26 protein-coding genes and 2 pseudogenes are annotated in these 22,900 nt (G+C 59.7%); 8 read left to right on the top strand and 20 right to left on the bottom strand.

Translation table 11 applies throughout. The features are described from left to right. Window positions 1–21: 21 nt before the first annotated feature. The 3 genes from XH98_RS07175 to XH98_RS07165 form a co-directional block, all read right to left on the bottom strand. A complete protein-coding gene (locus XH98_RS07175; RefSeq protein WP_271618223.1) occupies window positions 22–963 on the bottom strand; it encodes a hydroxymethylglutaryl-CoA lyase in 942 nt (313 codons plus the stop codon). Next, on the bottom strand, window positions 960–2,153 hold the full coding sequence (locus XH98_RS07170; protein ID WP_271618222.1) for a CaiB/BaiF CoA transferase family protein: 1,194 nt from the start codon (window positions 2,151–2,153) through the stop codon (window positions 960–962). Before XH98_RS07170 ends, XH98_RS07175 begins: the two co-directional genes overlap by 4 nt. A 108-nt stretch (window positions 2,154–2,261) precedes the next feature. After that, on the bottom strand, window positions 2,262–3,218 hold the full coding sequence (locus XH98_RS07165) for a LysR family transcriptional regulator (RefSeq protein WP_271618221.1): 957 nt from the start codon (window positions 3,216–3,218) through the stop codon (window positions 2,262–2,264). A gap of 86 nt (window positions 3,219–3,304) precedes the next feature. Between XH98_RS07165 and XH98_RS07160 the strand changes: the two genes are divergently transcribed. From XH98_RS07160 to XH98_RS40860, 3 genes are all read left to right on the top strand, one after another. Beyond that, window positions 3,305–3,820, top strand: coding sequence for a sensor histidine kinase (locus tag XH98_RS07160; protein ID WP_271618220.1), 516 nt, complete (start codon window positions 3,305–3,307; stop codon window positions 3,818–3,820). Between the two features lie 474 nt (window positions 3,821–4,294). Next, complete coding sequence (locus tag XH98_RS07155) at window positions 4,295–5,245, top strand: alpha/beta fold hydrolase (protein ID WP_271618219.1); 951 nt, start codon at window positions 4,295–4,297, stop codon at window positions 5,243–5,245. Window positions 5,246–5,321: 76 nt separating this feature from the next. After that, window positions 5,322–5,633, top strand: coding sequence for a hypothetical protein (locus tag XH98_RS40860; protein WP_333931619.1), 312 nt, complete (start codon window positions 5,322–5,324; stop codon window positions 5,631–5,633). A 27-nt stretch (window positions 5,634–5,660) separates the two neighbouring features. On the opposite strand, the gene XH98_RS40855 is transcribed toward XH98_RS40860, so the two are convergent. The 4 genes and pseudogenes from XH98_RS40855 to XH98_RS07135 all read right to left on the bottom strand — a co-directional run. After that, window positions 5,661–5,924 carry a hypothetical protein gene (locus XH98_RS40855; RefSeq protein ID WP_333931618.1) on the bottom strand — a complete coding sequence of 88 codons (264 nt, stop codon included), beginning with the start codon at window positions 5,922–5,924 and terminating at the stop codon, window positions 5,661–5,663. 6 nt (window positions 5,925–5,930) lie between these two features. Then, window positions 5,931–6,591, bottom strand: a pseudogene (locus XH98_RS07145) (HAD family hydrolase). After that, entirely contained in the window at window positions 6,591–6,926 is a 336-nt protein-coding gene (locus XH98_RS07140) for a hypothetical protein (protein ID WP_271618218.1), read from the bottom strand. The pseudogene XH98_RS07145 and the gene XH98_RS07140 overlap by 1 nt, the downstream one beginning before the upstream one ends. Beyond that, a pseudogene (locus XH98_RS07135) lies at window positions 6,923–7,288 on the bottom strand (Ku protein); the annotation flags it as partial. The gene XH98_RS07140 and the pseudogene XH98_RS07135, both read right to left, overlap by 4 nt. On the opposite strand from XH98_RS07135, the gene XH98_RS07130 reads away from it, so the two are divergent. After that, window positions 7,275–8,324: an ROK family transcriptional regulator gene (locus XH98_RS07130; RefSeq protein ID WP_271618217.1), complete on the top strand. Its 1,050-nt coding sequence runs from the start codon at window positions 7,275–7,277 to the stop codon at window positions 8,322–8,324. The pseudogene XH98_RS07135 and the gene XH98_RS07130 sit on opposite strands and share 14 nt — an antisense overlap. 88 nt (window positions 8,325–8,412) lie before the next feature. On the opposite strand, the gene XH98_RS07125 is transcribed toward XH98_RS07130, so the two are convergent. From XH98_RS07125 to XH98_RS07105, 5 genes are all read right to left on the bottom strand, one after another. Continuing rightward, window positions 8,413–8,718 carry a hypothetical protein gene (locus tag XH98_RS07125; protein ID WP_271618216.1) on the bottom strand — a complete coding sequence of 102 codons (306 nt, stop codon included), beginning with the start codon at window positions 8,716–8,718 and terminating at the stop codon, window positions 8,413–8,415. 170 nt (window positions 8,719–8,888) lie between these two features. Next, window positions 8,889–9,608, bottom strand: a complete 720-nt coding sequence (locus XH98_RS07120) for an SDR family NAD(P)-dependent oxidoreductase (protein ID WP_271618215.1) — start codon at window positions 9,606–9,608, stop codon at window positions 8,889–8,891. 11 nt (window positions 9,609–9,619) lie between these two features. Next, window positions 9,620–10,903 carry an acyl-CoA dehydrogenase family protein gene (locus XH98_RS07115; RefSeq protein ID WP_271618214.1) on the bottom strand — a complete coding sequence of 428 codons (1,284 nt, stop codon included), beginning with the start codon at window positions 10,901–10,903 and terminating at the stop codon, window positions 9,620–9,622. A 72-nt stretch (window positions 10,904–10,975) separates the two neighbouring features. Further along, on the bottom strand, window positions 10,976–11,914 hold the full coding sequence (locus XH98_RS07110) for a helix-turn-helix domain-containing protein (protein ID WP_271618213.1): 939 nt from the start codon (window positions 11,912–11,914) through the stop codon (window positions 10,976–10,978). Between the two features lie 461 nt (window positions 11,915–12,375). Then, entirely contained in the window at window positions 12,376–13,149 is a 774-nt protein-coding gene (locus XH98_RS07105; RefSeq protein ID WP_271618212.1) for an MBL fold metallo-hydrolase, read from the bottom strand. Between the two features lie 73 nt (window positions 13,150–13,222). On the opposite strand from XH98_RS07105, the gene XH98_RS07100 reads away from it, so the two are divergent. Next, window positions 13,223–13,672, top strand: coding sequence for a LysR family transcriptional regulator (locus tag XH98_RS07100; RefSeq protein WP_271618211.1), 450 nt, complete (start codon window positions 13,223–13,225; stop codon window positions 13,670–13,672). Next, window positions 13,662–14,114: a LysR substrate-binding domain-containing protein gene (locus XH98_RS07095; RefSeq protein WP_271618210.1), complete on the top strand. Its 453-nt coding sequence runs from the start codon at window positions 13,662–13,664 to the stop codon at window positions 14,112–14,114. The genes XH98_RS07100 and XH98_RS07095 overlap by 11 nt, the downstream gene beginning before the upstream one ends. 22 nt (window positions 14,115–14,136) lie before the next feature. Here the strand turns inward: XH98_RS07095 and XH98_RS07090 are convergent, their stop codons facing one another. After that, window positions 14,137–14,436, bottom strand: a complete 300-nt coding sequence (locus XH98_RS07090) for an SDR family oxidoreductase (protein WP_271618240.1) — start codon at window positions 14,434–14,436, stop codon at window positions 14,137–14,139. Between the two features lie 608 nt (window positions 14,437–15,044). Between XH98_RS07090 and XH98_RS07085 the strand changes: the two genes are divergently transcribed. Beyond that, entirely contained in the window at window positions 15,045–15,242 is a 198-nt protein-coding gene (locus XH98_RS07085) for a hypothetical protein (protein ID WP_271618209.1), read from the top strand. 9 nt (window positions 15,243–15,251) lie between these two features. On the opposite strand, the gene XH98_RS07080 is transcribed toward XH98_RS07085, so the two are convergent. Beyond that, complete coding sequence (locus tag XH98_RS07080) at window positions 15,252–15,464, bottom strand: hypothetical protein (protein ID WP_271618208.1); 213 nt, start codon at window positions 15,462–15,464, stop codon at window positions 15,252–15,254. 740 nt (window positions 15,465–16,204) lie between these two features. Continuing rightward, window positions 16,205–16,390, bottom strand: coding sequence for a PRC-barrel domain containing protein (locus XH98_RS07075; RefSeq protein ID WP_271618207.1), 186 nt, complete (start codon window positions 16,388–16,390; stop codon window positions 16,205–16,207). A 2,154-nt stretch (window positions 16,391–18,544) separates the two neighbouring features. Here XH98_RS07075 and XH98_RS40850 point away from each other — a divergent pair. Further along, complete coding sequence (locus XH98_RS40850; RefSeq protein ID WP_333931617.1) at window positions 18,545–18,688, top strand: hypothetical protein; 144 nt, start codon at window positions 18,545–18,547, stop codon at window positions 18,686–18,688. A gap of 663 nt (window positions 18,689–19,351) precedes the next feature. On the opposite strand, the gene XH98_RS07060 is transcribed toward XH98_RS40850, so the two are convergent. The 5 genes from XH98_RS07060 to XH98_RS07040 form a co-directional block, all read right to left on the bottom strand. Next, window positions 19,352–19,567: a hypothetical protein gene (locus XH98_RS07060; RefSeq protein WP_271597415.1), complete on the bottom strand. Its 216-nt coding sequence runs from the start codon at window positions 19,565–19,567 to the stop codon at window positions 19,352–19,354. Between the two features lie 267 nt (window positions 19,568–19,834). Beyond that, window positions 19,835–20,029: a hypothetical protein gene (locus XH98_RS07055; RefSeq protein WP_271618205.1), complete on the bottom strand. Its 195-nt coding sequence runs from the start codon at window positions 20,027–20,029 to the stop codon at window positions 19,835–19,837. 711 nt (window positions 20,030–20,740) lie between these two features. Then, window positions 20,741–20,887, bottom strand: coding sequence for a hypothetical protein (locus XH98_RS07050; RefSeq protein WP_271618204.1), 147 nt, complete (start codon window positions 20,885–20,887; stop codon window positions 20,741–20,743). A 235-nt stretch (window positions 20,888–21,122) separates the two neighbouring features. Continuing rightward, on the bottom strand, window positions 21,123–21,341 hold the full coding sequence (locus XH98_RS07045) for a hypothetical protein (RefSeq protein WP_260371238.1): 219 nt from the start codon (window positions 21,339–21,341) through the stop codon (window positions 21,123–21,125). 1,077 nt (window positions 21,342–22,418) lie between these two features. Continuing rightward, on the bottom strand, window positions 22,419–22,649 hold the full coding sequence (locus XH98_RS07040; protein WP_271618203.1) for a hypothetical protein: 231 nt from the start codon (window positions 22,647–22,649) through the stop codon (window positions 22,419–22,421). Between the last annotated feature and the right edge of the window lie 251 nt (window positions 22,650–22,900).

Genomic DNA, 22,900 nt, shown 5'->3' with positions numbered 1-22,900 from the left:
GGATTTTAAGTTTCGGATCGCTCAGCCCGGACCGCGCAAACGCTCCGGGAGCGGATACAGATCACAGGCGCGCCCGGCCTTAGCGACCTGCCCCGGCACCTCGTGCCCGACCAGCTCGGGCAACCGACGCGACAGATCGATCAGGCTGTGCAGCTTGAGGCCGGTCGCCAGACCGATCTCGTGGCAGAGATTGACGAAGTCCTCGGTGCAGATATTGCCGGTGGCACCGGGCGCGAATGGACATCCTCCCAAGCCGCCCAGCGCCGCATCGAAGCGGCGGGCTCCGGCGTCATAGGCGGCGAGCGCATTGACCAGCCCAAGGCCGCGGGTGTTGTGGAAGTGCAGCGTGAGTTCATCCGCTGGCACCAGCCGCAGCGCCGCGGACACCAAATGCGTGAGCTGATTGGGATTGGCCATCCCGGTCGTGTCGGCGAGCGTGATGCCGTCCACTCCGACAGCGAGATAACGCTCGACGATGTCGAGCACCTTGCTGAATGGCTGCGCGCCCTCGAATGGACAGCCGAACGCGGTCGCGATGGTGGCGTTGAGCAGGGCGCCGGCTTCATGCGCAAGCTCTGCAATCTCGGCGAGTGCGGCCAGCGAACGCGCATGGGTCATGTTCATGTTGGCGCGGTTGTGGGTCTCGCTGGCTGACATGACGAAGTTTAGCTCGTCGGCGCGTGCGGCCAGCGCCAGCTCGGCACCTCGCCGATTCGGAATCAATGCGGTGTAGACCGTGCCCGGCCGCCGCGTGACGCCGGCGAAAACCTCGGCGGCGTCGCGCAGCGCCGGCACGGCCGCAGGCGAGACGAAGGACGATACCTCGATGCGGGCGAAGCCGATCGCGGACAGGGAATCGATCAGCTTGATCTTATCGGGCGTCTCGACCCATTTCGGCTCGATCTGCAGGCCGTCGCGAGGCGCGACCTCCTGAATGACGATATGGGGTGGTGCAGCGCTCATTGCACCGCTCCAGCGCGACGCAGCCGCGCGATGTCGGCGTCCTCGAGGCCGAGGCTCGCTAGAACCTCGTCGGTATGCTGACCTAGCGTCGGGCCCGACCATTTGACTGTGCCTGGCGTCTCGGAGAGCTTTGGCGCAATGCCTGGCATCTTCACGGTGACGTCGCCCGGCAACTCGGTCGGCAGGATCATCTCGCGAGCGGCATAATGGGGATCGCTGACGATATCCGCGACCGAGTAGATCCGTCCTGAGGGAACGTCGGCGTCATCCAGGGACGTGAGGATCTCCTCCGTCGTCCGCGTCGCCGTCCACGCGGTGATGACGGCGTCCAGGATGGCGTTGCGGCGAACCCGCCCGTCGTTGCTTGCGAGCGACGGATCGTCGGCGAGATCCGGACGGCCGACGACCTGCATTAGGCGCCGGAAAATCGCATCGCTGTTGCCGGCGATCACGACATGCTGACCGTCGGCGCTCGGATAAGTGTTGGAGGGACTGATGCCCGGCAGAGCGCCACCAGTGCGGGTCCTGATATGCCCCATGAGGTCATACTCGGGGACGAGGCTCTCCATCAGATTGAACACGCTCTCGTAGAGCGAGACGTCGACAACCTGGCCAGGCCCCCGCCCGGTCTTAACCCGCAGCAGCGACATCAGCGCGCCGATCACGCCGTGGAGCGAAGCAAGGCTGTCGCCGATGCTGATGCCGACGCGCGCCGGCGGGCTATCCGGATCTCCCGTGGTGAAGCGGAGACCGCCCATTGCCTCGCCGATCGCGCCGAAGCCAGACCTATCGCGGTAAGGGCCGGTCTGGCCGTAACCGGAGATGCGGACCAGCGTAAGATCCGGGTTGAGCCCGGACAGCACGTCCCAGCCGAGGCCAAGCTTCTCGAGGCCGCCCGGCTTGAAGTTCTCGATCAAGACATCGGCCCTCGCCGCAAGGCGAAGCGCCACGTCACGCCCCCCCGGCGACTTCAGATCAATCGCAATCGACTTCTTGTTGCGCGATTGCAGATACCACCAGAGCGAAGTGCCCTGATGCAGCTTTCGCCAGCTGCGTAGAGGATCGCCGTTGCCGGGCTGCTCGATCTTGATCACTTCCGCCCCGAACTCGGCGAGCAGCCGCGCGGCAAATGGCGCGGCAATCAAAGTTCCGAGTTCGACGACTCGAATTCCGGACAGCGGTCCATCCACGGCGGGCGCTCCTCGACAATATGTTTCGTCGAGATGTCGCCCACGAGGAGGCGTCAAGTCCAATTCTCGTTGATGAAGGCGCCTTCGCGGATAACGAACGCCGCAAAACTAGTGGGCGCTCACCGAGGGAGAGCGCAGATGCGCGAGCATCAGATGGCTCGTCGCCGACAAGCCGGCAGGATCCCTCGCAACCAGCACCAGCTCGCGGTCGGCCCATTCGTCGCGCAGCGGAACGGCCGACAGTTCCATGCCGTGGCTCAGCACCTCGAACGCACGATCCGGAATGAGGCCGATACCCATGCCTGCCTGCACCATGCGGCAAACCGCATCGAAGCCGGGAACATGAACGCGCAGCCGAATCGATTTCCCGATCTGCTGCGCGGTGTATTGCGAGCGCAGATAAATCGAGCTCGTCGCGAACAGGCCGACATGGTCGTAGTCGAGCGTATCAGCAAAGGACACCTCGCTCGCCCGCGTCAACGGGTGATCGGACGGCACCACGATGACGAGGCGATCCCTCCGGTAGGAGAAGCGTTCCAGCCCGCGGGTCGCGACATCCGCCGAACAAATGCCGATCTCGGCTACCCCCTCCTCGACACCGCGAACGACGTCCGCGCTTGGCCGCTCCTGCAAATCGAGCCGCACCAGCTCGTGCGACCGGAAGAATCCAGGCAGATCGTCGGGCAGGAATTCGACGATGGAGGACAGATTGGCCAGCATGCGGACGTGCCCGCGCACGCCGCGCGCGTGCTCGGCCATGTCGACTGCGATTTTCTCGACGTTGAGCAGGGTGACGCGCGCATGATGCAGCAGCGATTGTCCCGCGGGCGTGAGTGCCATCCCGTTCGGGTGTCGCTCGAACAGGGCAACCTCCAGCGCCTGCTCCAGATCATGCATGCGCTTGCTGACCGCAGAGGCCGCGATGGCTTCGCGTTGTGAGGCACGCGTCAGATTGCGTTCTTCGCAGATAGCGATGAACAGACGCAAGGTGATGAGGTCGATGCGCCGAGTGAGATCAATCCCTTTCGACGCAGTTGATCGTGGCGGCAGCACTTTCTGTTGCATGATCGGCTTCCCAACCCTGCAAAGATAAACCATCCTGTCTTGAGGATTTTCTCAAATTGCGAGGACGCGAGCCGCGAAATCGGAATATGATTCCATTATCTGGCGAAACCAGGCAGTTCCATTCCAATTCGGCCAGGGCCGCTTGGTTGCGCCCTAATGGGCGCGGCAATGACTGCCCGATCACAGGTTTGAATCATCTGCGGAGCGTCCACCACAATCGGACCATCGACATCACGATCGAAGGCGATCCGAACGGTCTTTGGGATGCCGGGCGCCTGGGCCAGGCGTTGTCGAACCTCATGGCGAACGCCATCCAGTACGGGGACGCTTCCAAGCCCGTCACCGCGTTGATCGCCGGTCACGATCCTGCGTTCGTGGAAGTGAGCGTGCACAATTCCGGCTCGACGATTCCTCCCGACGTGCAGAAGACCATTTTTAAGTCATGGACCCGTGGGCAGGTGGATGGTCCCGGAAGGAACCCACATCTGGGGTTGGGACTGTACATTTCGAGGCTGATCGCGGAGGCGCACGGCGGCACGATCGCCGTGGCGTCGACGGAAGTCGCCGGGACGACCTTCACTTTTCGGCTCCCGAGGGCCTGACGAAGCATCGCCAGATGTCCTGACTGGTTCGAGGAACGATTCCCTCCGGCTTTTCTTGCCCCGCCGTCAGGCATCCTCCGACCTGTGTTTCAGCACGAGGTGGTCCCATCGAGCCCTTTTCCCGAAAGGACGGACCATGAAGCATTCCGATCAAGGCATCACCAGAACGCAGCGCGGCGAGGAACAGCCCGCGGACAAGGAACGCGCTCAAACGGCGCCTCAGACGAACACGCCAAGTCGTCCCCATCGCATCAGGAAACACGCAAGGTTGAGCGCTCGGTTCCGGCTCGGTCCGGGCATTCAACGGACCGAGTTTAGTCCCCGGCGGAAACAAAGCGGAGCCTCCTTCCGCCTTCCGAAGATTCCTCAAGCTATCCGGATCGTGCAGCCGGACCGGATGCAATCATGAACACCAGTCGTTCCATTAGACGCGCTCGCCGCTCCCGGCCATACGCATCCAGAGGCGGTCCATCCTTGGCGACCGCATCGACGATCGCCCTGGCAGCTTTTGCCGTCGCGGCACTTCTCAACCGCCACCTGTCGAAAAAGGCCGAGCGGGACAACCCACCGACCGGTCGGTTCGTCCAAGTGGGGGACGTTCGACTCCACTACATCGAACGAGGCACGGGCGATGCGGTCGTACTGCTCCACGGCAACGGCAGCATGGTTCAAGACTTCGAGTCGAGCGGTCTCGTCGATCTGGCGGCGAAGGAGTTCCGCGTCATCGCGTTCGATCGCCCCGGCTTCGGTCACAGCGACCGGCCGCGCGGCAGACTATGGACACCCAACGCGCAGGCCGACCTGATCGCGCGTGCACTCGCAAAGCTCGGAATCTCGAAGGCCATCGTCCTCGGCCACTCTTGGGGCGCCTCGGTCGGGACCGCCATGGGAATCAAGCATCCGGCGTTGGTCCGAGCACTGGTTCTCGCGTCCGGATACTACTATCCGAGCTTGAGATCCGATGCGGTCGCATCGCTTGCGCCTGCCCTGCCTTTGGTAGGTGACATTATCAGTCACACCGTCTTGCCTCTGGTCGTTCGTGCGATCTGGCCGATGGCGCTGCGGAAGGCCTTCGGACCCCAGCCTGTGCCGGAAAACTTTAGTGCGTTTCCGAAGGAGATGGCACTTCGCCCGTCGCAGCTCAGGGCATCGGCGGAAGAAGCGGCGATGATGGTGCCGGACGCGTTCACGATGCGCGGGCAGTACGCCGATCTGAAGATGCCGGTCGTGATCGTCGCCGGCGATCAGGATCAACTGATCGACGTCGAAGCTCAGTCAGCCAGGCTGCATTCGGCTGTACCTCACAGCAGCCTTCACCGGATTCGCGAAAACGGCCACATGATTCAGCAGACGGCAACCGACCGGGTCATGTCGGCCATCCGCGAAGCTGCGAGTGGTTCCGCATCGAGGGCGGCCGCAGAATAGCGGGAACCGCACATCCGACGGTTCGGCGACCGACACAGTCGATCCCCGGCAGGCTGGGCCGAGGATTCAACGTTTAATGCTTGGCTTTGCGCAGGGCGGACTCCAACCGATCGCTTTCGGCCTGTCAGCCGGTGTTTTCCGCTTGCAGTTCTCTCTCCAGAGTGTCGATCTGATGCTGCAAAAATTCGATACGTTCGGCGTGCTTCCGCTCGGCCTCGTCCAATGCCGCCTAAGCCTTGTCGACCGCTTGCTGTCGCCGCTTCCGTTCTTTCTGCCTGGCCGCCTCTTCCTTGACATGCTCGCGATGGCGGCGTTTCTGCTCGGGTTCGTAGGCGAGCGCCGCCTGCCGTTCCTTCCTCTTGTCGGCGGGAACGGCGAACCCGTTTAGGCTTTCGAAGCTTCGGCGCGGCCTCCCTTACTTGTCGTCGCCAACGCCGGTTGGAAGCTTGGCACGCTCGCCGAAAGGTCCGTCGGACGAACCCGGACGCTTCAGGACAAGGCCTGGCCTCGCCATGGTCGCGGCAATGACGTCCGAATCGTCGCTCACCTTGGCGGCACCTTGACGAAAGAGATTGCTGTCTGCGCCCTGGGCTTCAAAAGCCGCCTTCATCGACGGCGCGGCGATCGCCTGATCGAAGAAGCCGAGGGACGTCTGGTAGGTTTTCAGTTTTCGCGCCACGGGGGGTCATTTTGCGAGGAGCGAATCCCCGAAGCAAGCGAACATCGCAGCGGGGCCCCGGTACACTTGGATGCATCCCGCCTGCCGTCGCGAACTCTCCGTGTAGCCTCCGGACAGCACACCGATGGTCGCGATGCCCGCCTTGCCCGCAGCTTCGGCGTCGTAGGGCGTGTCGCCGATTGCGACGGCGTCGCCGCCTCCCATATCGAGCTTCTTCAGCACCGCTTCGAAAATATCGGGCGCCGGCTTGGACTCCTCGACATCGTCCGACGACGTCGTCACGTCGACCACATCGGCGATGCCCGCGATGTCGAGGTATCTCTCGAGTTCATCTTTCTTTGCAGACGATGCGACTGCGATCCGGAGCCCGGCATTGCGCACGCGTCGCAGCAAGTCCGGAACCGCGCAGAAGGCGCGCACCAGAGGCAGGTATTCGCTCTTGAAACGTTTGCCGCGCCACTCCTCCAACTCCTTGCCGTGGTCGCGCTGCGCGTCGGAGGTCAAGAAGTGTGGAATCAGCTTGTCGCCGCCTTTGCCGATCTGCCCGGGCCTGCTCGAAGCTCACGTCATGGCCGAATTTGACCATCGCTTCGTGCCAGGCGAGAGCATGGAGATCGACTGAATCTAGAAGGGTCCCGTCGATGTCGAAGATGGCTGCTTTGGGCATCAGGTCCCTCCTGGGCGCGACCGCCCGATCTGTCCGAACCATTTCGCGTACGGCGTATTCTTCGCCATGCGGCGATTAAGATCCGGCGAGCCGTCCTTCCACCAGACCGGCCCGCGTTCGCCGAGTTCCAGCTTCGCCCCGTCAACCGCGCGATGAGCAGCAGCTTCGGCGCTCCGGTCATTCTCGATCTTGGCGGCGCGGACGGCTCTCCTGGCCGCCATCAGCCGCTTAGTCAGCTTGGATCGTTTGGTCTCGTCGAGCTCCGGATTGCTCATCCGCCAAAGCCGTCCGCGGACGACGAAGTAGCGTCCGTCGGGCGTCACCGGGTACTTCACGCCGACTTCCGTCGAGCTCCGGCTGCCAGCTTCTTCGCCGTCGCTTCCTTCGCCGCCTTCTTCCCCTCGATCGACATCAGCATTTCCTTCTGGCCGGCCGCCGCCTTTCGCGGCTTCTTGGCCGGTTTTGCGCCCTTCTCCCGCGCGGCCTCCTTGCCGACGGATCGACGCAGCGCCTCCAACAGATCGACGACGTTGGTCGATGCTGGGCGCCCCTTCGGCGCGATCGGCTTGCCGGCCCGCTTTTGATTGATCAGGTCGATCAGCGCCGTCTCATACTGGTCCTCGAACTTATCGGGTTCGAAAGAGCCGGACTTCTGGTCGACGATGTGCCGGGCGAGGTCGAGCATGTCCCGGGCGAGCGGCCTAAATGCGCCCAGCGTGAGAAGCTACAATGAACGCCTTGTGCTCTCATTGCTCTTGCAGAGCTCCGGAATTTCGCGCCTGGAAATCGGCGAGAAGACCGGTCTCTCCGCACAGACCGTATCTGTCATCGTGCGGTCGCTCGAGCAGGAAGGTCTTGTCTCGAAGGGCGAGGCGCAGCGCGGTCGGGTTGGGCCGCCGATGATTCCCCTCTCGCTCAATTCCAAAGGAGCTTTCTCGATCGGCGTGAGTTTCGGCGAGAGCGCGGGCGATATTGCCGTCATCGATTTTACCGGTCAGGTGCAATACCATGCCGCGCATCCATATTCTGCCTTGCGTGGACCTGACGCACTTGCCGCGAAGATCGAGGAGGCCCTCCTGGCGCTTCGGTCCTCGAGCCGAACTCGCGTCGCCGGGATCGGATTGGGGGTTCCGAACGAGAAAGGCTCACCTCAGCATGTAAGAGACCTTTTGGGGTGCGATCTGGCAGAGCTGCAGGCCAGCATTGAAAGCACTCTCAACCTGTCCGTCTTCATCCAGGATGACATAACGGCGGCTGCAGGCGGGGAAAGCCTGTTCGGTGTAGCACGCTCGCTACCGGATTTTCTCTTCTTCTATCTGGGCTCTCACCTGCACAGCCGCCTCGTTCTGAACTATCAGATCCATAGCGGCAGGTTCGGCATGAGTCACGACGTCGGACTGCTACGCTTGCGTGAGGAGTTGAAGCGGCTTGGGCTCGTGCTGGATGACATCGCATCGGAAACCCTGCCGAAGGGGGCCGCGGAGTACTACGCCGAATGGCGTCGGCTGTGTTGTCGGCAACTCGTCGAATCGGTCCGCTCGCTCCTGAGCTTTGTCAGTTTCAAGTCCGTGGTGATATCGAGCTACGCACCGTCGAAACTCGGACAGACTCTATGCTCCGAGCTTCATGGCGAAGTACCTGAGGTAGAGTTCCTCTATGGCGCCAACTCTATCGCGCCAAAGGCGGTGGGCGCGGCCAACTTGCCGTATCACTCGCGCTTTATGGTGCAGTAGACAGCGCGGCACTAGTCTCCGCTATCCGCTCATCCGCCGATTCGGATCACTGCGAAGCCCACAACGGGGGCGATGCTCATCTCGCGGATCAGCCGACGAATTCCAACAGTACAGCTGGTCGGCCACAGCGGGGCCGCGCTTTCCAGCGCCAATACATTCTGAAACCGGCACGGTGCCAACGGATCACGGTATCCGGCTGCACAATCGTCAGCGCCTTGATGGTATTTGGCGCCCAACGATACAGCCCAACAAAGATCAGGCGATCCATGGCCGTGAAGGCCAGTCTCCTCGGCTGGTGCCGTCGCTGGATGTTAAGTTGTTGACGAAGGATCAGGATCTCCGCTTCCAACGAGACCCGCGACCGGAACAATGAGACCAGTACCGACCAGACCATGTTACAAGCTTCTCGCATAAGGCAGAAGCATTGCGCGATTTGATCTCACGCGCCAGCAAGATTGGGTTTCCGACAGGGACAGCGGCGGCGTCTTCGTCAGCGGAGAGCATACACCGCCCAGCAGCCAAACTACAAAGTCTCGGAAGTATTCTTGACGATGCGCCACGCACCTAGATGCGGTGGTGGCCAGCGGTCTGCCCGCCGTTAACATGGAGTATCTCGCCTGTCACAAACCCCGCGCCATCGAGGTAAAGCACCGCATCGACAATATCGGATATGTCTCCCATCCGGCCCATGGGGTGGAGTGCAGCCAACGCTTGATGCGCCTCCGGTGGATGCATCGGTGTTTTGATGATCCCGGGGGAGACGGCGTTGACGCGGACACCAGTGCTCGCATACTCGATCGCGAGCGCCTTGGTGGCCGCATTCAAGGCGCCTTTGGTAAGCGACGCCAGGGCGGCCGGGACGCTGTTCATCGGCTGATCGACGAGACTCGTCGTGATCGTGACGACATGGCCGCGCCTCTGCTCGCCCATGATCTCGAGTGCACGTTGGGTCATATGAAAGAACCCTTCAACGTTCGTCGAAACGTACGCTTCATAATCGGCCCGGCTGTAAGCGGTGAACGGCTTTGCCATGAACATGCCAGCGTTGTTGACCAGTGTGTCGAGCCGACCGAAACGCTCGAGCGCCGCACTGAACACCCCCTGCGCCGTCTGGGGATCGCCGACGTCACCCGGCACGGCCAGCATGTCGGCATCAGCGCCCGGCTTGATGGATCGCGAGGTCGCGACGACCGCGAAGTTTCGCTGCCGAAAGGCCTCGACAATTCCCGCGCCGATCCCCTGGGATGCTCCGGTGACGATGGCGACTTTCCGTTCGGTGCCCATGACCATCTCCCTCAAGCCGCGCCGCTTGCCGCAAGCGGATCGTAGCTGCCTTGCCGAAGCATCATGTGCAGTTGCCGTCGCCTCACGCCCATATTGCCGCCGTCGAAGATCGGCAGTGCCAGGGCGTCCTGGAGCAGACGAGCGAACGGCGCTTCGTGATCGTAGCTGTCGACGCCCACCACCCGCATGAGATCGGTGATCACGCGCACCGCGGCTTCCGAGCCAAAAATCTTGGCCTCGATGGCAAGCTCGTCGGCTCCGGGCGACTGGGTATCGACCGCGTGACAGGCGCGCCAGCTGAGATAGCGCGCGGCCTCGATTGTGGTCTTGGCATCGGCCAGCGCGTATCCGACCGCCTGGTGGTCGATGATCGGGTCAACCCCGCCGCGCCTTTCGGTCTGGGCAAAATGCAGCGCGAACTCGAAGGCCGCGCGCATCAACGCCACGCCGAAGATGCCGACGAGCGCCGCCGTCCCCGTGAAGGCAGCCGCTGTCAGGGCGAGCCCCTTCCCCTCCTGGCCCAACAGATTGCGGTGCGGGGCCGTGACATTCTGCAAGCCGAACTGCGGCACGAGATGCCCGCGATGACCGATCGTGTCGATGGCGCGCTCGAACACAAGGCCCTTGACCGGTCCCTCGACAGCAATGATCGAGATGGCTTCGCTAGGGGGCGCTGCGGAGTCGGTTCGGCACACGACGCATAGGACGTCGGCGCCGTCGCGATTCCAGCCCGTGGCCGAGGATACCCATTTCTTGCGGCCATTGATGACCCAATTGTCTCCCTCCCGTCTCGCGGTGGTGCGAACCCCTTCGCCCGGCGGAGGCGAGCTGGAATTGGCGCTACCGCCCGGCTCGCTGGAGCAGAATCCAGCGAGCGGCGCGCCACTCGTCCTCAGGAACGGCACGAGCAGGCGCCGGCACTGGTCCGGCGTGCCGCCGAGCAGAATCGGGAGCAAGCCGAGCACGGTGCCGAGCATCGTCAATGTCACGCTGGCGTTCACGCTGTAGAATTCCTCGGCCAGGATCGCCATGTCGATCAGGCCTGAATTTTCGCCACCCGCCGGCGACGGAATGCATTTGCGCAAATAGCCGGCCGCGACCATCGCTTCATAGGTGGGCCGGGTCGCGCGAAAGCGTTCTTCCGGTGTCGCCAGCAGCTCGGCGCGCCGGGCCTCTCCGAGCACCTCCCTGGCGAACTTGCGCGACGCGCGCTGAAGATCCCGCTGTTGTGTCGAAAGCGTGAAATCGATCGCCATGGCGATGTCCTCCGATCCCAGATGCCAGCCGTCGGGCATGGCTATCTCTGGCTCGGAAGGAAATCTTGGACGGCAGCGCCCGATTTCTTGGCGTGGAGTGAACCGGATCAGTCAGCCTGCGCTGCTGGCACGCCGGAATTCGCGCGGAGCCAAACCGTGGCTGCGCTTGAACAGACGGTTGAAATGCGAGATGTCGCGAAAGCCTGCGGCAAAAGCAATTTCCGCAATGGTCTTGTGAGCGGAATTGGGATCAACCAGCAGGCGCGTGCAGGCAGCAATCCGCCGGTCGCTGACGTGCTCGCTGACCGAGCGATCCGTCATGGCGAAGAGACGGTGCACGTAACGCTCGGAGCAGCGGAATTTCGCGGCAAGCGCGGCCGCGCCGAGTTCGGAATCCTCACTGTGACGCTCGATATGGTCGATCATCATCGACAGCAGGACGGGGATGTGCACGCGCTCGGCGGACAGATCGCTCAGCACGTCGGGCGCGTTTGCGATCAGATCGACCACATGCGCACCCACCTGGGCCGAGTTCACTGAACGCCGATGGTCCGCCAGGCAGATTTCGGCATAGCCGGCGAGCGTCTTTGACAAAGCCCGGCCCGTCTCGGTGCGAGACAGGTTGAGCCGTGGACGATCGAGCAGCCCGCTCGGCAGCAGCCGTCGCGGTACAGCAAAGCAGAAGAGCTTGAAGTTGTGGCGGTTGGCGATCTCGAACGGCTCAGTCGTATCCGCAACCGCGAGGTCACCGGGCGCGCAGGTCTGCTCGTGGTCGCGTTGCCTGGTGCGCCCGAGCCCTTCGAGCTGGAGATTGACGAAACAAAGATCGTCGGTGCTCCCGGAAATATGTGAGGCAAGACGAACTACCGTATGCCGCGTCGCCGTCACCAGGGAGACCTGGATTGGCGCAGCGTCAGCTCTGGAAATGGCGCCTTCAAACGGCTCGTCCGCAATCCTGCGCGGCTCAAGACGAACAAATGCCGCGGCAAGGTCGTCTGCCCAGCTTCCAAAGGGTTGATCCGCGCGTCGCGGCCTGGTCGACCATTCCATGAGCACCCCATACAAATTGCAAGGGTCCAGCTCGGCACAGAATATCGCCCGCGCAATCTGCGGTCAAATTCCGGGGCACCGGCAAGTTTGGGTTCACACGGAAGCCTCCAAGTGCTTGACGCGCTGGCATCGACAAAGGCCTTAATCGCTCGAAGGGCGTCAATTCAACTTCAGTCATCAACTTTGTCCGCAGAGTTGTGCCTCGGCGAACGATAGACTCCGACAACGAGCTGCAACGATCGCCAACCGGCGATGACAGAGAGCGGGCGCCCCTCACATACGTTGGCAAGTGGCATACGCATCCCCAACCGATGCCAAATTCCCGCAACTTCGTGCCTTGGCGCTTTTTTTGGACGCCGGCCAGTCGAGCGTACCGAGCCACCTTGCTGCCGGCGTCCAAAAACCTGCACAGTAGCAGACATCGAGACATTGAAACCTTGCGGGGTGGTCTCGAACTATCACTACCAAGTGACGGTCAATGCTTTGCCTTTCTCAAACCGGGTTAAGCGTTTCGACAGGTTAAACGACGCGAACACGTCTGCGAGTTGATCCTGACTTTCTCGCAAATGCCCCCAGCCCTCGTTGTGTACAGAGACCAATGTTGCATCAGGAAAAGCGTGTGCGGCCTCCAGCGCATCCTCGCTCCCCATCGTCATGTGAAACCGTCCGCGAGGTTCGGCTGCACCGGTATGCAGAATGACGATCTTAGGCGAAAACCTACGCGCTACCTCAGCCGTACCATCGAACCAAAGAGTGTCGCCCGTTATGTAAACTAAGTCGCCCGGCTTCTCGACACCGAGGGCGAAGCCCACGACGTCACCGACGTCGATACCTACGGGGCCATGGCGTGCTGGCGTGGCGGTTACCAGCAATTTTTGAGACGCTCCTTTTTCGAGAAGCTGAGTCTCGAAGGGCTCGAGGCCGATGGCGTTTCCGCCAAGACGTTGAGCGCCAGAACCAGTTGTATAAACCGTGCCGGCCTTCGGTAACAATGACCGACCCAAGTTATCGAGGTTGTCAAAATGATGATCGTGGCTCAAAAGGACTGCATCTAGTGGGCCAACGTCGTCAATTAGGATGCTCGGTCCTTTAGTCTTGACGTGCCTCACGGGGCTGTGCGGGCCTTGATATTGCCCAGGGGGATCGAAGGTGGGATCAGTCAATAGACGATAGCCGCCGTACTCGATAAGTACCGTTGGGCCGCCGATCAAGGTAAGGGTGATTGAATCGGACATGATGCTCTCTCAATGTTGACCCAGTCAGAGATAATCCGCTGGTCATCTGAGTAAAATTTACTATCCTCTCTCAATGGCTGTTAAAAATCGCACAACGCTCGATTGGGAGGACGTGCGTGTCTTTCTCGCGCTCGCTCGCCACGGTAGCTTGTCAGCTGCCGCGCGCGCCCTTTCGATCAATCATGCGACGGTCGCTCGGCGCGTGCAGTCATTTGAACGTTCTTTGGGCGAACGGCTTGTCGAGCGGCGTCTCGATGGCTACGTACTCACCCCAGCAGGCGCACGTTTGCTTGGGCCAGCCAATGATATGGAGACGGCGGCGGCGAACTTGAGCCGCCAGAGAAAAGAGCACCAGCCTGCTGGGCTCGTTCGAGTCAATGCACCACCGAGCCTCTCACAGCATTTTCTCGCTTCTCGTCTCGCCGACCTATGTAGAAGCTATCCAGGGATCGATATCGATCTAGCTACCGACTTTCGGACGGTTAGTTTGGAGCGACAGAGCGGACCTTGCTTTGCGTTTTGAACGCCCACAAGATGGTGACGTCCTCGCGAAGCGACTGCGGCCGGTTGCATTTGGCTTCTACGCTACTGCGGAGTACCGGCGTCGGATTCAGGCCGGCGCCGATCCGGCATTTGTCGGTTTTGACGAGTCGAATGCCCATTTGCCCGAAGCGCGTTGGCTATCCAAGCATTTTGGTCGCAAGCGATTATCATTTCGGACAAATGGTCAGTCCACGCAGGCCGCCGCAGCCAAGGCGGGAGTAGGCATTGCCCTTCTTCCGCACTTCATTGGCCAACTGGACGACGAACTCGTCATTTGCGATCTGGAGCCTGAACCGCCGGCCCGCGAGCTTTGGTTGGTCATGAGACGCTCAAGCCGAGAACGCCTACACATCAAGACTGTTACGGATCACATTGTTTCCGTCTTCGCCAACGAGTCATCGTTTTTTGAAAAGAGGCGATAAGCCGCGCACTTGCGACACAAATTTAGATCGCTTGAGCTGCAGGACGAACCACGATTTCATTCACATCGACATTAGCAGGTTGCTCAATCGCAAACGCTATCGCGCGCGCTACGGCGACAGCCGGGATCGCATTTTTGTAGATCTGAAGCATGCGGGCGCTATCGGAGCCGGTTGTTTTGTACTGAATGCCGGTATCAACAGCGCCTGGGGTGATCACGGTCGATCTTATGGGCGTACTCGCGAGTTCTGCCCTTAGCCCCTCGGATAGCGCTCGGAGAGCGAACTTGGAGGCAGAATGTACGGCCCCGCCCGGCGAAAACACTTTGAGGCCGTGGACGGAACTGAGATTGATGATATGCCCTCGCTGTTGTTTAGGAATACAGGTAAAACGGCTGCAATAGCCCACAAGGCCCCCTTGACGTTCAAGTCAATGGTAGTTTCCCATTCTACAGCTTACAGCTCCGCAACTTGCCGGCGATGCCCGGCGTCTTCCCAGAACCATCCGGCGCCCGTGATCCGTAACACGGAAGCCGGACTGAGATGACGATGATGAGTTGGGCGTCAGTTATCATCGCGCGGCAGCTTCGCGATAGCACGACGGAGTTTGATTTCAATACACTGAGCGCAGATCAGCTCGCCGTCACCAGCCGGTGGCGCGAGAACGGTTAGCTCTTCTGGCGCGAACTCTTCCTCGCAGTGATCGCAGCGGGGGATTTGGTTCATTCGCGCATATGCTCACGCCCGTGTGACGGAATTCGGTACTCTGGTCCGTACCTGCGTCAGCTCGTTCCTCGGAACGTGGTGAACTAAGCTCGCGGCCGTTGCAGATTTACAACCAGCTTCGCCATTCAAATACTAAGCTCGTGCCGTCAATCGCGACGACCGAAACATATTTCACGCTTACTTAATTGCGAACAGCGGGGACGCAAAGTGTTTGATGTCTATCGCAATGACAAGCGCGAGTTGCTGGTCTTGAGCAATGGCTCTGCGATACCTGTCGTTTGCTCGCACAATGACTGGCGCAAGAAAAGAAAAAGAATTCTGAAAGTCAGCGACGAGATCAAGGCGGCCGTTGAGAGACAAGGTTATTACGTTCGCAGCTTGCGGGTTACAAGGCGGATGAGCTAGGTCGGCAGCTTAGGTCGTCGCCGCGCCATCCAATTGCGCCAGCCCGGCCTCGATCACGATAATATCTTCTTCGATCTGCTGAAGGGTTGCGCGGCAATCAAATCCAGAGCGCGCCTTTAGGTCCACGGCCAGCTTGCGGCGCTGCATGCGCAAATCGTCGAGAGCCCTCCTATCGTTCAGGCTAACGTATCCGTTCACAATAAGCTCGATCCCGTTTGGCATCCCTCGCCCCTAGTCCCCACCCCGCAACGCTTAGCCCGCGACACTCTTCACTACGGCATCCCTTCGCAGATTGTGTCCGGCAGCGGTCAAATGGGACCCTATGATGAGACCGAGCCGCCTTAACGTCTGGAGGGCAACAGGGTCGCAGAGTTCAATCGAAAGTCCGGCTCCCAACACCGCAATGGTGCGCCGTTCATCGCTGTCGAGATCAGCCCATGAGATGTCCATCACGCGGCTCCGCGCTAAAACAATTATCTAAAACCCAAATGCGTGCCTGATTTGCCGCAGCATAGCGATGGCCGCGTCGGTGTACCGACCGTTGGTTAGGTAGTGATCCACCTGCGCTGCGCTAATCAGCGCGACAACTGCAACTGTGAAGCCCTTAAACATTGGGCCTCTCCTTCAAGAGACCGCCAACTGGGCGTGTCGAAGTATCAAACGTTCTCGGAATGCGCTGCGGTATATGGCGACGTAATACAGCGAATGATGACAGCGACCAGTAACCAGTTCCTTAACGAGCGCGTTGTGTGGACGCGAGCGCCAAGGCGAAAACGCTGAACGAGCATGTATCGCTCCAGCTCACGGATCGCCGTCGTCTTGCGACTGGGCGTGGCGGATGGCTAGGCCAGGCCCTTGGGAAGGCAAAGCATGCGTTTATTTCACGCTTACCTTGCGCGCCTCCACTGCCCTCTCTGCCGAGACGCCATAGATCGCGGCAAAGCTATCGCGCGCACGGCCGATCAGTCTTCAAGGTGCTTCACCGTCGAAATCGGCCAGCGACCGTCATGTCCCGCGACCGAGATGCGAAGTCCGTGCTCATCATCGAGGGAGACGCGATCAATTGTGCCAGCTTTGCCGTCAGTCAAAACGACGGTCTTGCCGACTAGCTCCGTCTCGGCCTCGTGCAGTTCGCGCAAGATGTTCATAGCTCGCGCGTCGCCGGTACTTGCAGCACTCACGATGCACCCTGTTTGGTGCGAACTCTACCACTCCGGTATTTTAACAAGCGCGCAATCGGGTGATGCAGCGCACCCCTCCCAGCACCACGCGCTCGACCGCGAGACCCCCCCGCGATCAATCAGTGAATGGTTGACTTCACCGGGTCTGCCGACTGACCGAGCATTGCATTTTCCTCGGCCTCCTGCACTCGGCCTCGAAGTATCTCAAGTTCGGCAAGCTGAGAAAGAAGCGCCTGAGCGCGCAGGCACAGGACAACGCGATTGTACGCCCGATTACGGTTACTCATTGCACGCCCCCGATGTTTGAAGAGTTAGCCCATTGGGCCGGTTTTAATCCCTTGCAGGAGTTTTCTCACTCGGCCAGATCAAGCGAGTTGGTCGAGCTACCGACGTTGCATTCCCGGAAGTGGGACGACAGCTCAAGCTCAGCCAAGTGCTCCCAGCATTCCGCGTCTGCGAGGAGTTTCCATTTGTTCATGCTGTTGTACGCGTCCTGTTGACGGCACAGCGAACCCATCGCGCGCAAGCGTCGTACCTTCTCCACTGCGAACCCCCTTCGGACCTGCTTTTCGCAAGCCATTGTTTGTGTCGGAATTGAAAGTCTCGCAGATTAAATTGACGAGTGATAGTCCGGTGTTCGACTTGGTTAAATGACAGCGCAATCGTCTGACTTTTCAGCGGTGTCGATTGCATCCAATGCTTCGATCAACGTTGGCCGCGCTGGTCGAGGCGGCAAGCCTGGCATGCGAGGGGCATCGTGATCACAACAAACAAAACGTTGATCAGTAGCCATAGCCCAAGAACTAGGAGGACAGTCCGCACGCGAACCTCCCGAATAGTTAACTAATATAGGGCGCTCCACGTTTCGCGCGATTGCGAGCGCTGGCACGGCGCGGGACAGTGATGACGGCTTTCGCTCTCATGCGCAGTACAGCCAACCGATTGTCAGCCGCGCCGCCATGGCTGGAATTGTGTAATGCAAGAGGCCACCAACGGGGCGGGCTTTACTTGCTAATGCGGCGATACGAGCGCCGCAACGCTTCACATCATTTGCAGCAATATCATCCCGACGACGGTCACAAAGAAACCGATTGCCGTCACTGCGGCGAAGCACCGCTCTACGCTATCCATGAACGCAACCCCTGCCAAAAAGACTAGTTCAGCTTTTTCGTAATGTAAGTGCGATTCCAACTGCTGACTTGCTCGTACTCGCGCGACGAGTTGAGAGTCCTCCGGCCAGAACAAAAGTAACCGAAAACGCTCATGCCGCCATACCGGGGGGCGCCGATTGCGTGGTGTTCGCATCATCTCCGATTGCTGGAAGCGGGAAGGCAGATGCGCACGAGTGATCGCGAAGCGCATCGTTGGCTAAATGGTCCCAATACTCAGCCTCGGCGAGCAGTTTCCAACTTCTATCGGGGTGATGCGCGGCAGTCTGACGGCACAGCGATGCCATCACGCGAAGGCGACTCATAGTATCCTCCTACTTCTCCTAACGTTTTTGTTTTTTTCCACCCTATTTTCTATTTTTGCGTCGGAGTCATTATAGTTATGGTTCAGAACCAAATTTACTCCACGAAGCGCGATTCGGCTTTCGTCGCGCCTGCAAATCGCGCCTCGATCACAATCGGCGCAATCCAGTGCGTTTCTGCAAAAAGTCCGTCGTGGCCGTAATTCTACGAGATTGCGCACCCGTAGTGTTTGGCGCCTACTTCCGATTGTTTTTATGACTATTAGCTTTTTCAGCGAGAGGTCATGAGCGTTGAGGCCATGATGACGACGATCCTGAGAATCAATTGGCTTTACGCGGCGTGCATTCCCTCACGCCATCTGAGTACCAAGAGATCGTAGAACACTTGCTCGAACAGCTCAGAGAACTGGAGCTTAGCTTGGCCGCTCGCGAATTCGATGGCACGCAAGAGCCGAAGTAAATTCATAGCGAAGGCCAAGGCGCCCACTTGATTGGTCAGCGACGACGGCTCAATGTATCCCTCGCCACTATGAAATACACATCTGCTCGCCCCTTAGCCGACCCTGAGATCGGCGCCCGAAAGCTGGTCGAGATCGCCAGCGGCATTCAACGCGTGCAAGGACGGACGCGTCTTCATCGAGCTGATCAATATGCCCTTCCTGAAACAGGGCGACACGGGCGAACAATTCAGCGCTGCAGTCGCGTTGGCGCACGAGCGCGGATGGCTGGAGCTGCATGAGAGCGGCACGTATGTGCGGCTGCGCGGGCAGATGCTGCTATCCTCAGAGGGGTGAGCGCTCCATTCAGAGCATTCCGATCAGGATGAAAAGGCCGATCTCGCCTACGAACGTCACGGCCATGATTGCGACCGTTAGAAACACATCGCCCACTGGGAGAGGGGTCATGGCGCGCCTCGCACGTTGCGAAGCCCCGCAGCCAAGTAGCTAACCCGCCGATCGCGGAGGTGTTTCTCGCGATCTTTAACAGATAGAGCACGCAACGTTTGCTCGTAAGCCTTTGTGATACATGCAATTTTTTTCGGCGGCCTCCCATTGGGGGTTTGCAAATGTAGGTAGATGCCCATGTCTCGCCCTCCAGCACGCCTATAGGCCGACAATGGAACCGTAGCTTCACCGGAAATATTGGAACCTATTAACTTATTTGAATTTATTTAATTCGTGGTAGTTTAATATTGTATGCCCCACAATCAGAGGATTGGCCGCTATGCCCGCTGAAGATGACGATCGGCGTGAATTTCTGAAGACGTGCGGGAAATTCGCGGCGGTCACGCCGCCAACCATAACTATGCTGCTTTCGACTTCTCTCACGTCAAACGCTATTGCGCATTCCGGAGGTGGAGGCGTTCGGCACGAACACCATCACCACCACGACCGCGATTAGCACCAGGCAGCCCTTCTGAAGGAACGGATGAGGCCGCTTTGCAAACGCGGCCTCAATCAATTGGGGCCGAGTTCTCTCGCGACCGTCTTCGCGATCTCATCCGGGTCATGAGTGCCGGCGGCGTCGATATCGATGACCTTTCGCGCGACTATCTCGCAGATCGGATCGTTGCGATCGACCAAATGTAGTGATTTCAGCGTGGCAGCGAACGCCTGACGGAGTCGTTCAACGTCTGCCGAGTTGGCGTTCCCCAAGAGCGGATTGATCGGCATTGCTTCTAGCCCGTTACGCCGCCCTTATTCGAGGGAGGCTCCACAACCGGAAGCTGGCAAGCATTTCAGGTCACTTACAAATCCAAACGTTGCAAACCTCAGCCAGACTGCGGCGGAAAAACACGGACGACCGGGAACGCTTTGCGGATTGTCGAGTTTTCCCGATGCCCTTACCCAAGAGGGCGACCCTAATCGGCCCCAGCTTCATCCCCCTGCCCACGGAGCTGGGGCCATTTCTTTCCATGAGTTTCCGCGCGTACGGCGACCTTAGTTCTTCGTGAGCGGCTTTTTTTGCTCGTCGGCGGACATCTCAATGTCAACCGCAGGCAACTCGCCCGTGCGGTCCTTCAGGTCTGCCGCTCGCTGGATCAATCCCGACGCGACCTGCGGGTCCTTTGTTGTTTGGGCCATTCGCAGCAGCGTTGCTGCCGCCTCTCGGGCGAAGGAGGTGTAACGCGGCACGTCTTTTTTATCCCATCAAAAGTCCCCGTGGGATGAGTCAGAAGCCGGACCTGGGTTCCGGGCCTTTGTACAAAAATGTACACGGGCGGCAAAAAGGCCTCAGCTCCGGGGCTGGCGCCGAGCTGAGGCCTTCTCGGCATCACGCCGTCGAGATGTGAGCCGGAACGATCAACTTAGCTCCCACCCTTTGGTTCCGGTGCTTGCAAAGTAAACGTTCGTTCTCAGCATGCGCAGAACAGGCCGCCAACTGATGCGGCCCACACTTGCGTCGGCCACTTGCGTCGGCGCTCCTTTGTGAGCGCCGGGCATCGATCTCGTAGTCCGGCACTGCTAATCGCAGCGGCGAATCCTGCGGACCGAACCGTCGTCGCGCTCGATCGTGACGGTGCGGCATCCACCGCGATAACCGCGATCGTATCCGTAAGCTCCGTAAGCGCGATAAGCAGGCCGATCATACTCTCGGTAGTAGCGTCGCTCCGGGCCTACTCTGACGCCGCCGAGCGGAGTATCAACCTCAACTTGAGCTGACGCGGGTGCAATGGAGATCGGCGCGCCAGCGAAGCCAGCGACCGCCAGTACACCAGCCAATAGCAGAGTTCTCATACGAGTTCCTCCTAAGTCATTGCAATTGCGCTTCAACAGCCGAGATAGGGACAATGTTCCTGCAGCGAAATTCATCCGAACGGCGAACGCCAGAATGTCTGTTGTGCCTCACGGCGACTCGTCCAACTCGCGCAGTCGGCGCATCTGTTTTTCAAGGTTCGGCGGCAACTCGGGTTCCTCTTTCAGTAATGCTCGCAGTCGCTCACCAATCTCGCGAACGATTGCGAAGCTGTGCGACCTGTCGATGTTGCGCATGGCTTGGTCTCGTGAGCCAAGGTCAAACGATCACTACGGACCCTGCCCATGCCTCATTGTCAAAAAAAGAGGCCGAGACCGTCGCCTTTGGCTATCCGCACGGGCGCTTGAAACGGCGGGTCCAGTGACTTTTGGCTATCCCGCGACGTGCGCCGTCCAATCGGTACGGCGAGCGACGGTCTCAAATGTTAATGCCCAGGGCTAGATGTCCGTTCCGGCGGCCCGGCTTAAATTCTTAAGCGGCGGATGGGATGCTTTGCGGAGCCGCGTTCACTTCGATTTCAACGACGTCCTTCGATCGGCGTCGAAGGCGGTAAAACGTAAGTTCTTGTTCGAGCATTGGACAGGTAAAGCTAACGAGCGCAGTATCTGGCAATCGGCACAGTTCATCGATGAGGTCGCCGACGGTCATGATCGGTGGATCGGCGACTAGCTTGCGAATGGCCTTACTCATGGCGTCACTCCTCCCGTCGCTAACCACGCCTCAATGGTTCTGTTCCAACTGCGTGGCGGTGGTATGTAGCAATCAGTGGAATAGCCGAACGGAATTCGCGCCTCGGTCTGGCTTCTCTTCAAGAGCCCAAGTGCCGCCGGGCGGCTTCTGCCACCCGAATTTTTTCCAGTGCTCGCCGGCCCGGCTTCGGGTTATATCGCTTGACCCACTATGACCATGTGCGCGAGGTGCACCCGCGTATCGAGGCGGGCGGCAGAGGGATTGAATCAAAGTAAAGAACCCGGCAGCATCCTGCGATGGAGCGGGAGCTTTAAAGCCGCCATGGCGGCCGCGAGCTAACCGCCAACGTGGGCGACTGTCTTGGCGAAGTGGGAAGATACAAGCGCCGCCACCGTGAATGCCAATATGCACGCAGCAGCCAATGACCGCAATCGCAACCTGCTTAAAGCCATTCCATTAGGTGTACGGTTCAGCGTACTCGAATGCGGCGCCGGTCGCGGCGCGGTTGCAATTGCTCTAGACGCTCTTCGAGCATCCTCTTTCTCCTAAGCAGGATCGTCGCCAGCTTCGCACGGACAAGTTTCCGGAATAACCTAAGCTCATCGGCGGAAAGGCCGTAGAGCCATTGCTCCCGTTGCTTCATTGAAGGACACCCCCGAGCAAAATTAAAATACGAGTTAAATTAGTTGGTCCAGACCTAGTCGCTGGCCAGGAAACGGCCCGGCATCTTTGGGGCTGGAGCAGGTGCCGGGAGCCGTTTCTAGGCACGGCGCCCTGGGCGCCAAGCGGTTCCATTTTATGCGCAATTAAATATTTTTCGCTATTTAAATGTGGTTTAAATCCATCCTTAAAATCTATTTAGCGCTTCATTTTCCTCGTTCAGGACAACCTTTTGTTCTTCCGCAACTGGAAATGCAAACTCAGGTTGTGAAAATGCGGACTAGGCCAGAACAGGAGCCTTGTAATGTTAGGCCCCGACGATATTGCACGTCGGGGCCTTTCAAGATCATCAGGCCGGTTACATCCGCCGTGCCTTACGATCGTTGACGTCCTCGATTACCGGAGAGCCATGATCGATCAGTGCAGCGTCGCGGACGGCCGCTCCGTCATCGCCTCGACAAACTGCCGCAAGCGATCCATAGCTTTGCGCCGCCAAGACTCCAGCTCGCCGGCGTATTTCGCCAGCTCCGCACGAAACTGCTCCCCGTGAATGTCGGCGCCTTGAGCGAGCAGACGGTGCGCATAGGCTGTGAGCGCAAGATCGCGATGGCGGCACAACTCGGCGTTTGCTTCATCCAATACTTTCATTTTGAACCTCGCTTCACAGCCAGTTTCCAAATATTTGCGCCTTCAAACGTGTCGACCATCGCCGGCGAATGGTTCGTGTCGGTGCAGAACGACGCTGGAGGCGATCATTCCGGCCAACTCGGGCTTGTGGTCGGAATCTAATCGGAGGCGCCCAGCCGACCGTTCTCTCCGAGGGGGACTGTGTTCGGCATCCTGCGGCCACCGCCAACCGAACGACGACGGCTGGGGACGCCCCTCGGACCGTCCATCGC

The sequence above is a fragment of the Bradyrhizobium sp. CCBAU 51745 genome, from assembly GCF_028128715.1.
GTDB classification, from domain to species: domain Bacteria; phylum Pseudomonadota; class Alphaproteobacteria; order Rhizobiales; family Xanthobacteraceae; genus Bradyrhizobium; species Bradyrhizobium manausense.
This window is presented reverse-complemented; position numbering and strand designations above follow the sequence as displayed.

Coding starts and splice junctions, on each gene's coding strand:
- XH98_RS07175 (WP_271618223.1), bottom strand. CDS start 963: ATGAGCGCTGCACCACCCCATATCGTCATTCAGGAGGTCGCGCCTCGC.
- XH98_RS07165 (WP_271618221.1), bottom strand. CDS start 3,218: ATGCAACAGAAAGTGCTGCCGCCACGATCAACTGCGTCGAAAGGGATT.
- XH98_RS07160 (WP_271618220.1), top strand. CDS start 3,305: ATGATTCCATTATCTGGCGAAACCAGGCAGTTCCATTCCAATTCGGCC.
- XH98_RS40860 (WP_333931619.1), top strand. CDS start 5,322: ATGCTTGGCTTTGCGCAGGGCGGACTCCAACCGATCGCTTTCGGCCTG.
- XH98_RS07130 (WP_271618217.1), top strand. CDS start 7,275: ATGTCCCGGGCGAGCGGCCTAAATGCGCCCAGCGTGAGAAGCTACAAT.
- XH98_RS07125 (WP_271618216.1), bottom strand. CDS start 8,718: ATGGTCTGGTCGGTACTGGTCTCATTGTTCCGGTCGCGGGTCTCGTTG.
- XH98_RS07120 (WP_271618215.1), bottom strand. CDS start 9,608: ATGGGCACCGAACGGAAAGTCGCCATCGTCACCGGAGCATCCCAGGGG.
- XH98_RS07115 (WP_271618214.1), bottom strand. CDS start 10,903: ATGCCCGACGGCTGGCATCTGGGATCGGAGGACATCGCCATGGCGATC.
- XH98_RS07110 (WP_271618213.1), bottom strand. CDS start 11,914: ATGGAATGGTCGACCAGGCCGCGACGCGCGGATCAACCCTTTGGAAGC.
- XH98_RS07105 (WP_271618212.1), bottom strand. CDS start 13,149: ATGTCCGATTCAATCACCCTTACCTTGATCGGCGGCCCAACGGTACTT.
- XH98_RS07100 (WP_271618211.1), top strand. CDS start 13,223: ATGGCTGTTAAAAATCGCACAACGCTCGATTGGGAGGACGTGCGTGTC.
- XH98_RS07080 (WP_271618208.1), bottom strand. CDS start 15,464: ATGCCAAACGGGATCGAGCTTATTGTGAACGGATACGTTAGCCTGAAC.
- XH98_RS07075 (WP_271618207.1), bottom strand. CDS start 16,390: ATGAACATCTTGCGCGAACTGCACGAGGCCGAGACGGAGCTAGTCGGC.
- XH98_RS40850 (WP_333931617.1), top strand. CDS start 18,545: ATGCCCTTCCTGAAACAGGGCGACACGGGCGAACAATTCAGCGCTGCA.
- XH98_RS07060 (WP_271597415.1), bottom strand. CDS start 19,567: ATGCCGATCAATCCGCTCTTGGGGAACGCCAACTCGGCAGACGTTGAA.
- XH98_RS07050 (WP_271618204.1), bottom strand. CDS start 20,887: ATGCGCAACATCGACAGGTCGCACAGCTTCGCAATCGTTCGCGAGATT.
- XH98_RS07045 (WP_260371238.1), bottom strand. CDS start 21,341: ATGAGTAAGGCCATTCGCAAGCTAGTCGCCGATCCACCGATCATGACC.
- XH98_RS07040 (WP_271618203.1), bottom strand. CDS start 22,649: ATGAAAGTATTGGATGAAGCAAACGCCGAGTTGTGCCGCCATCGCGAT.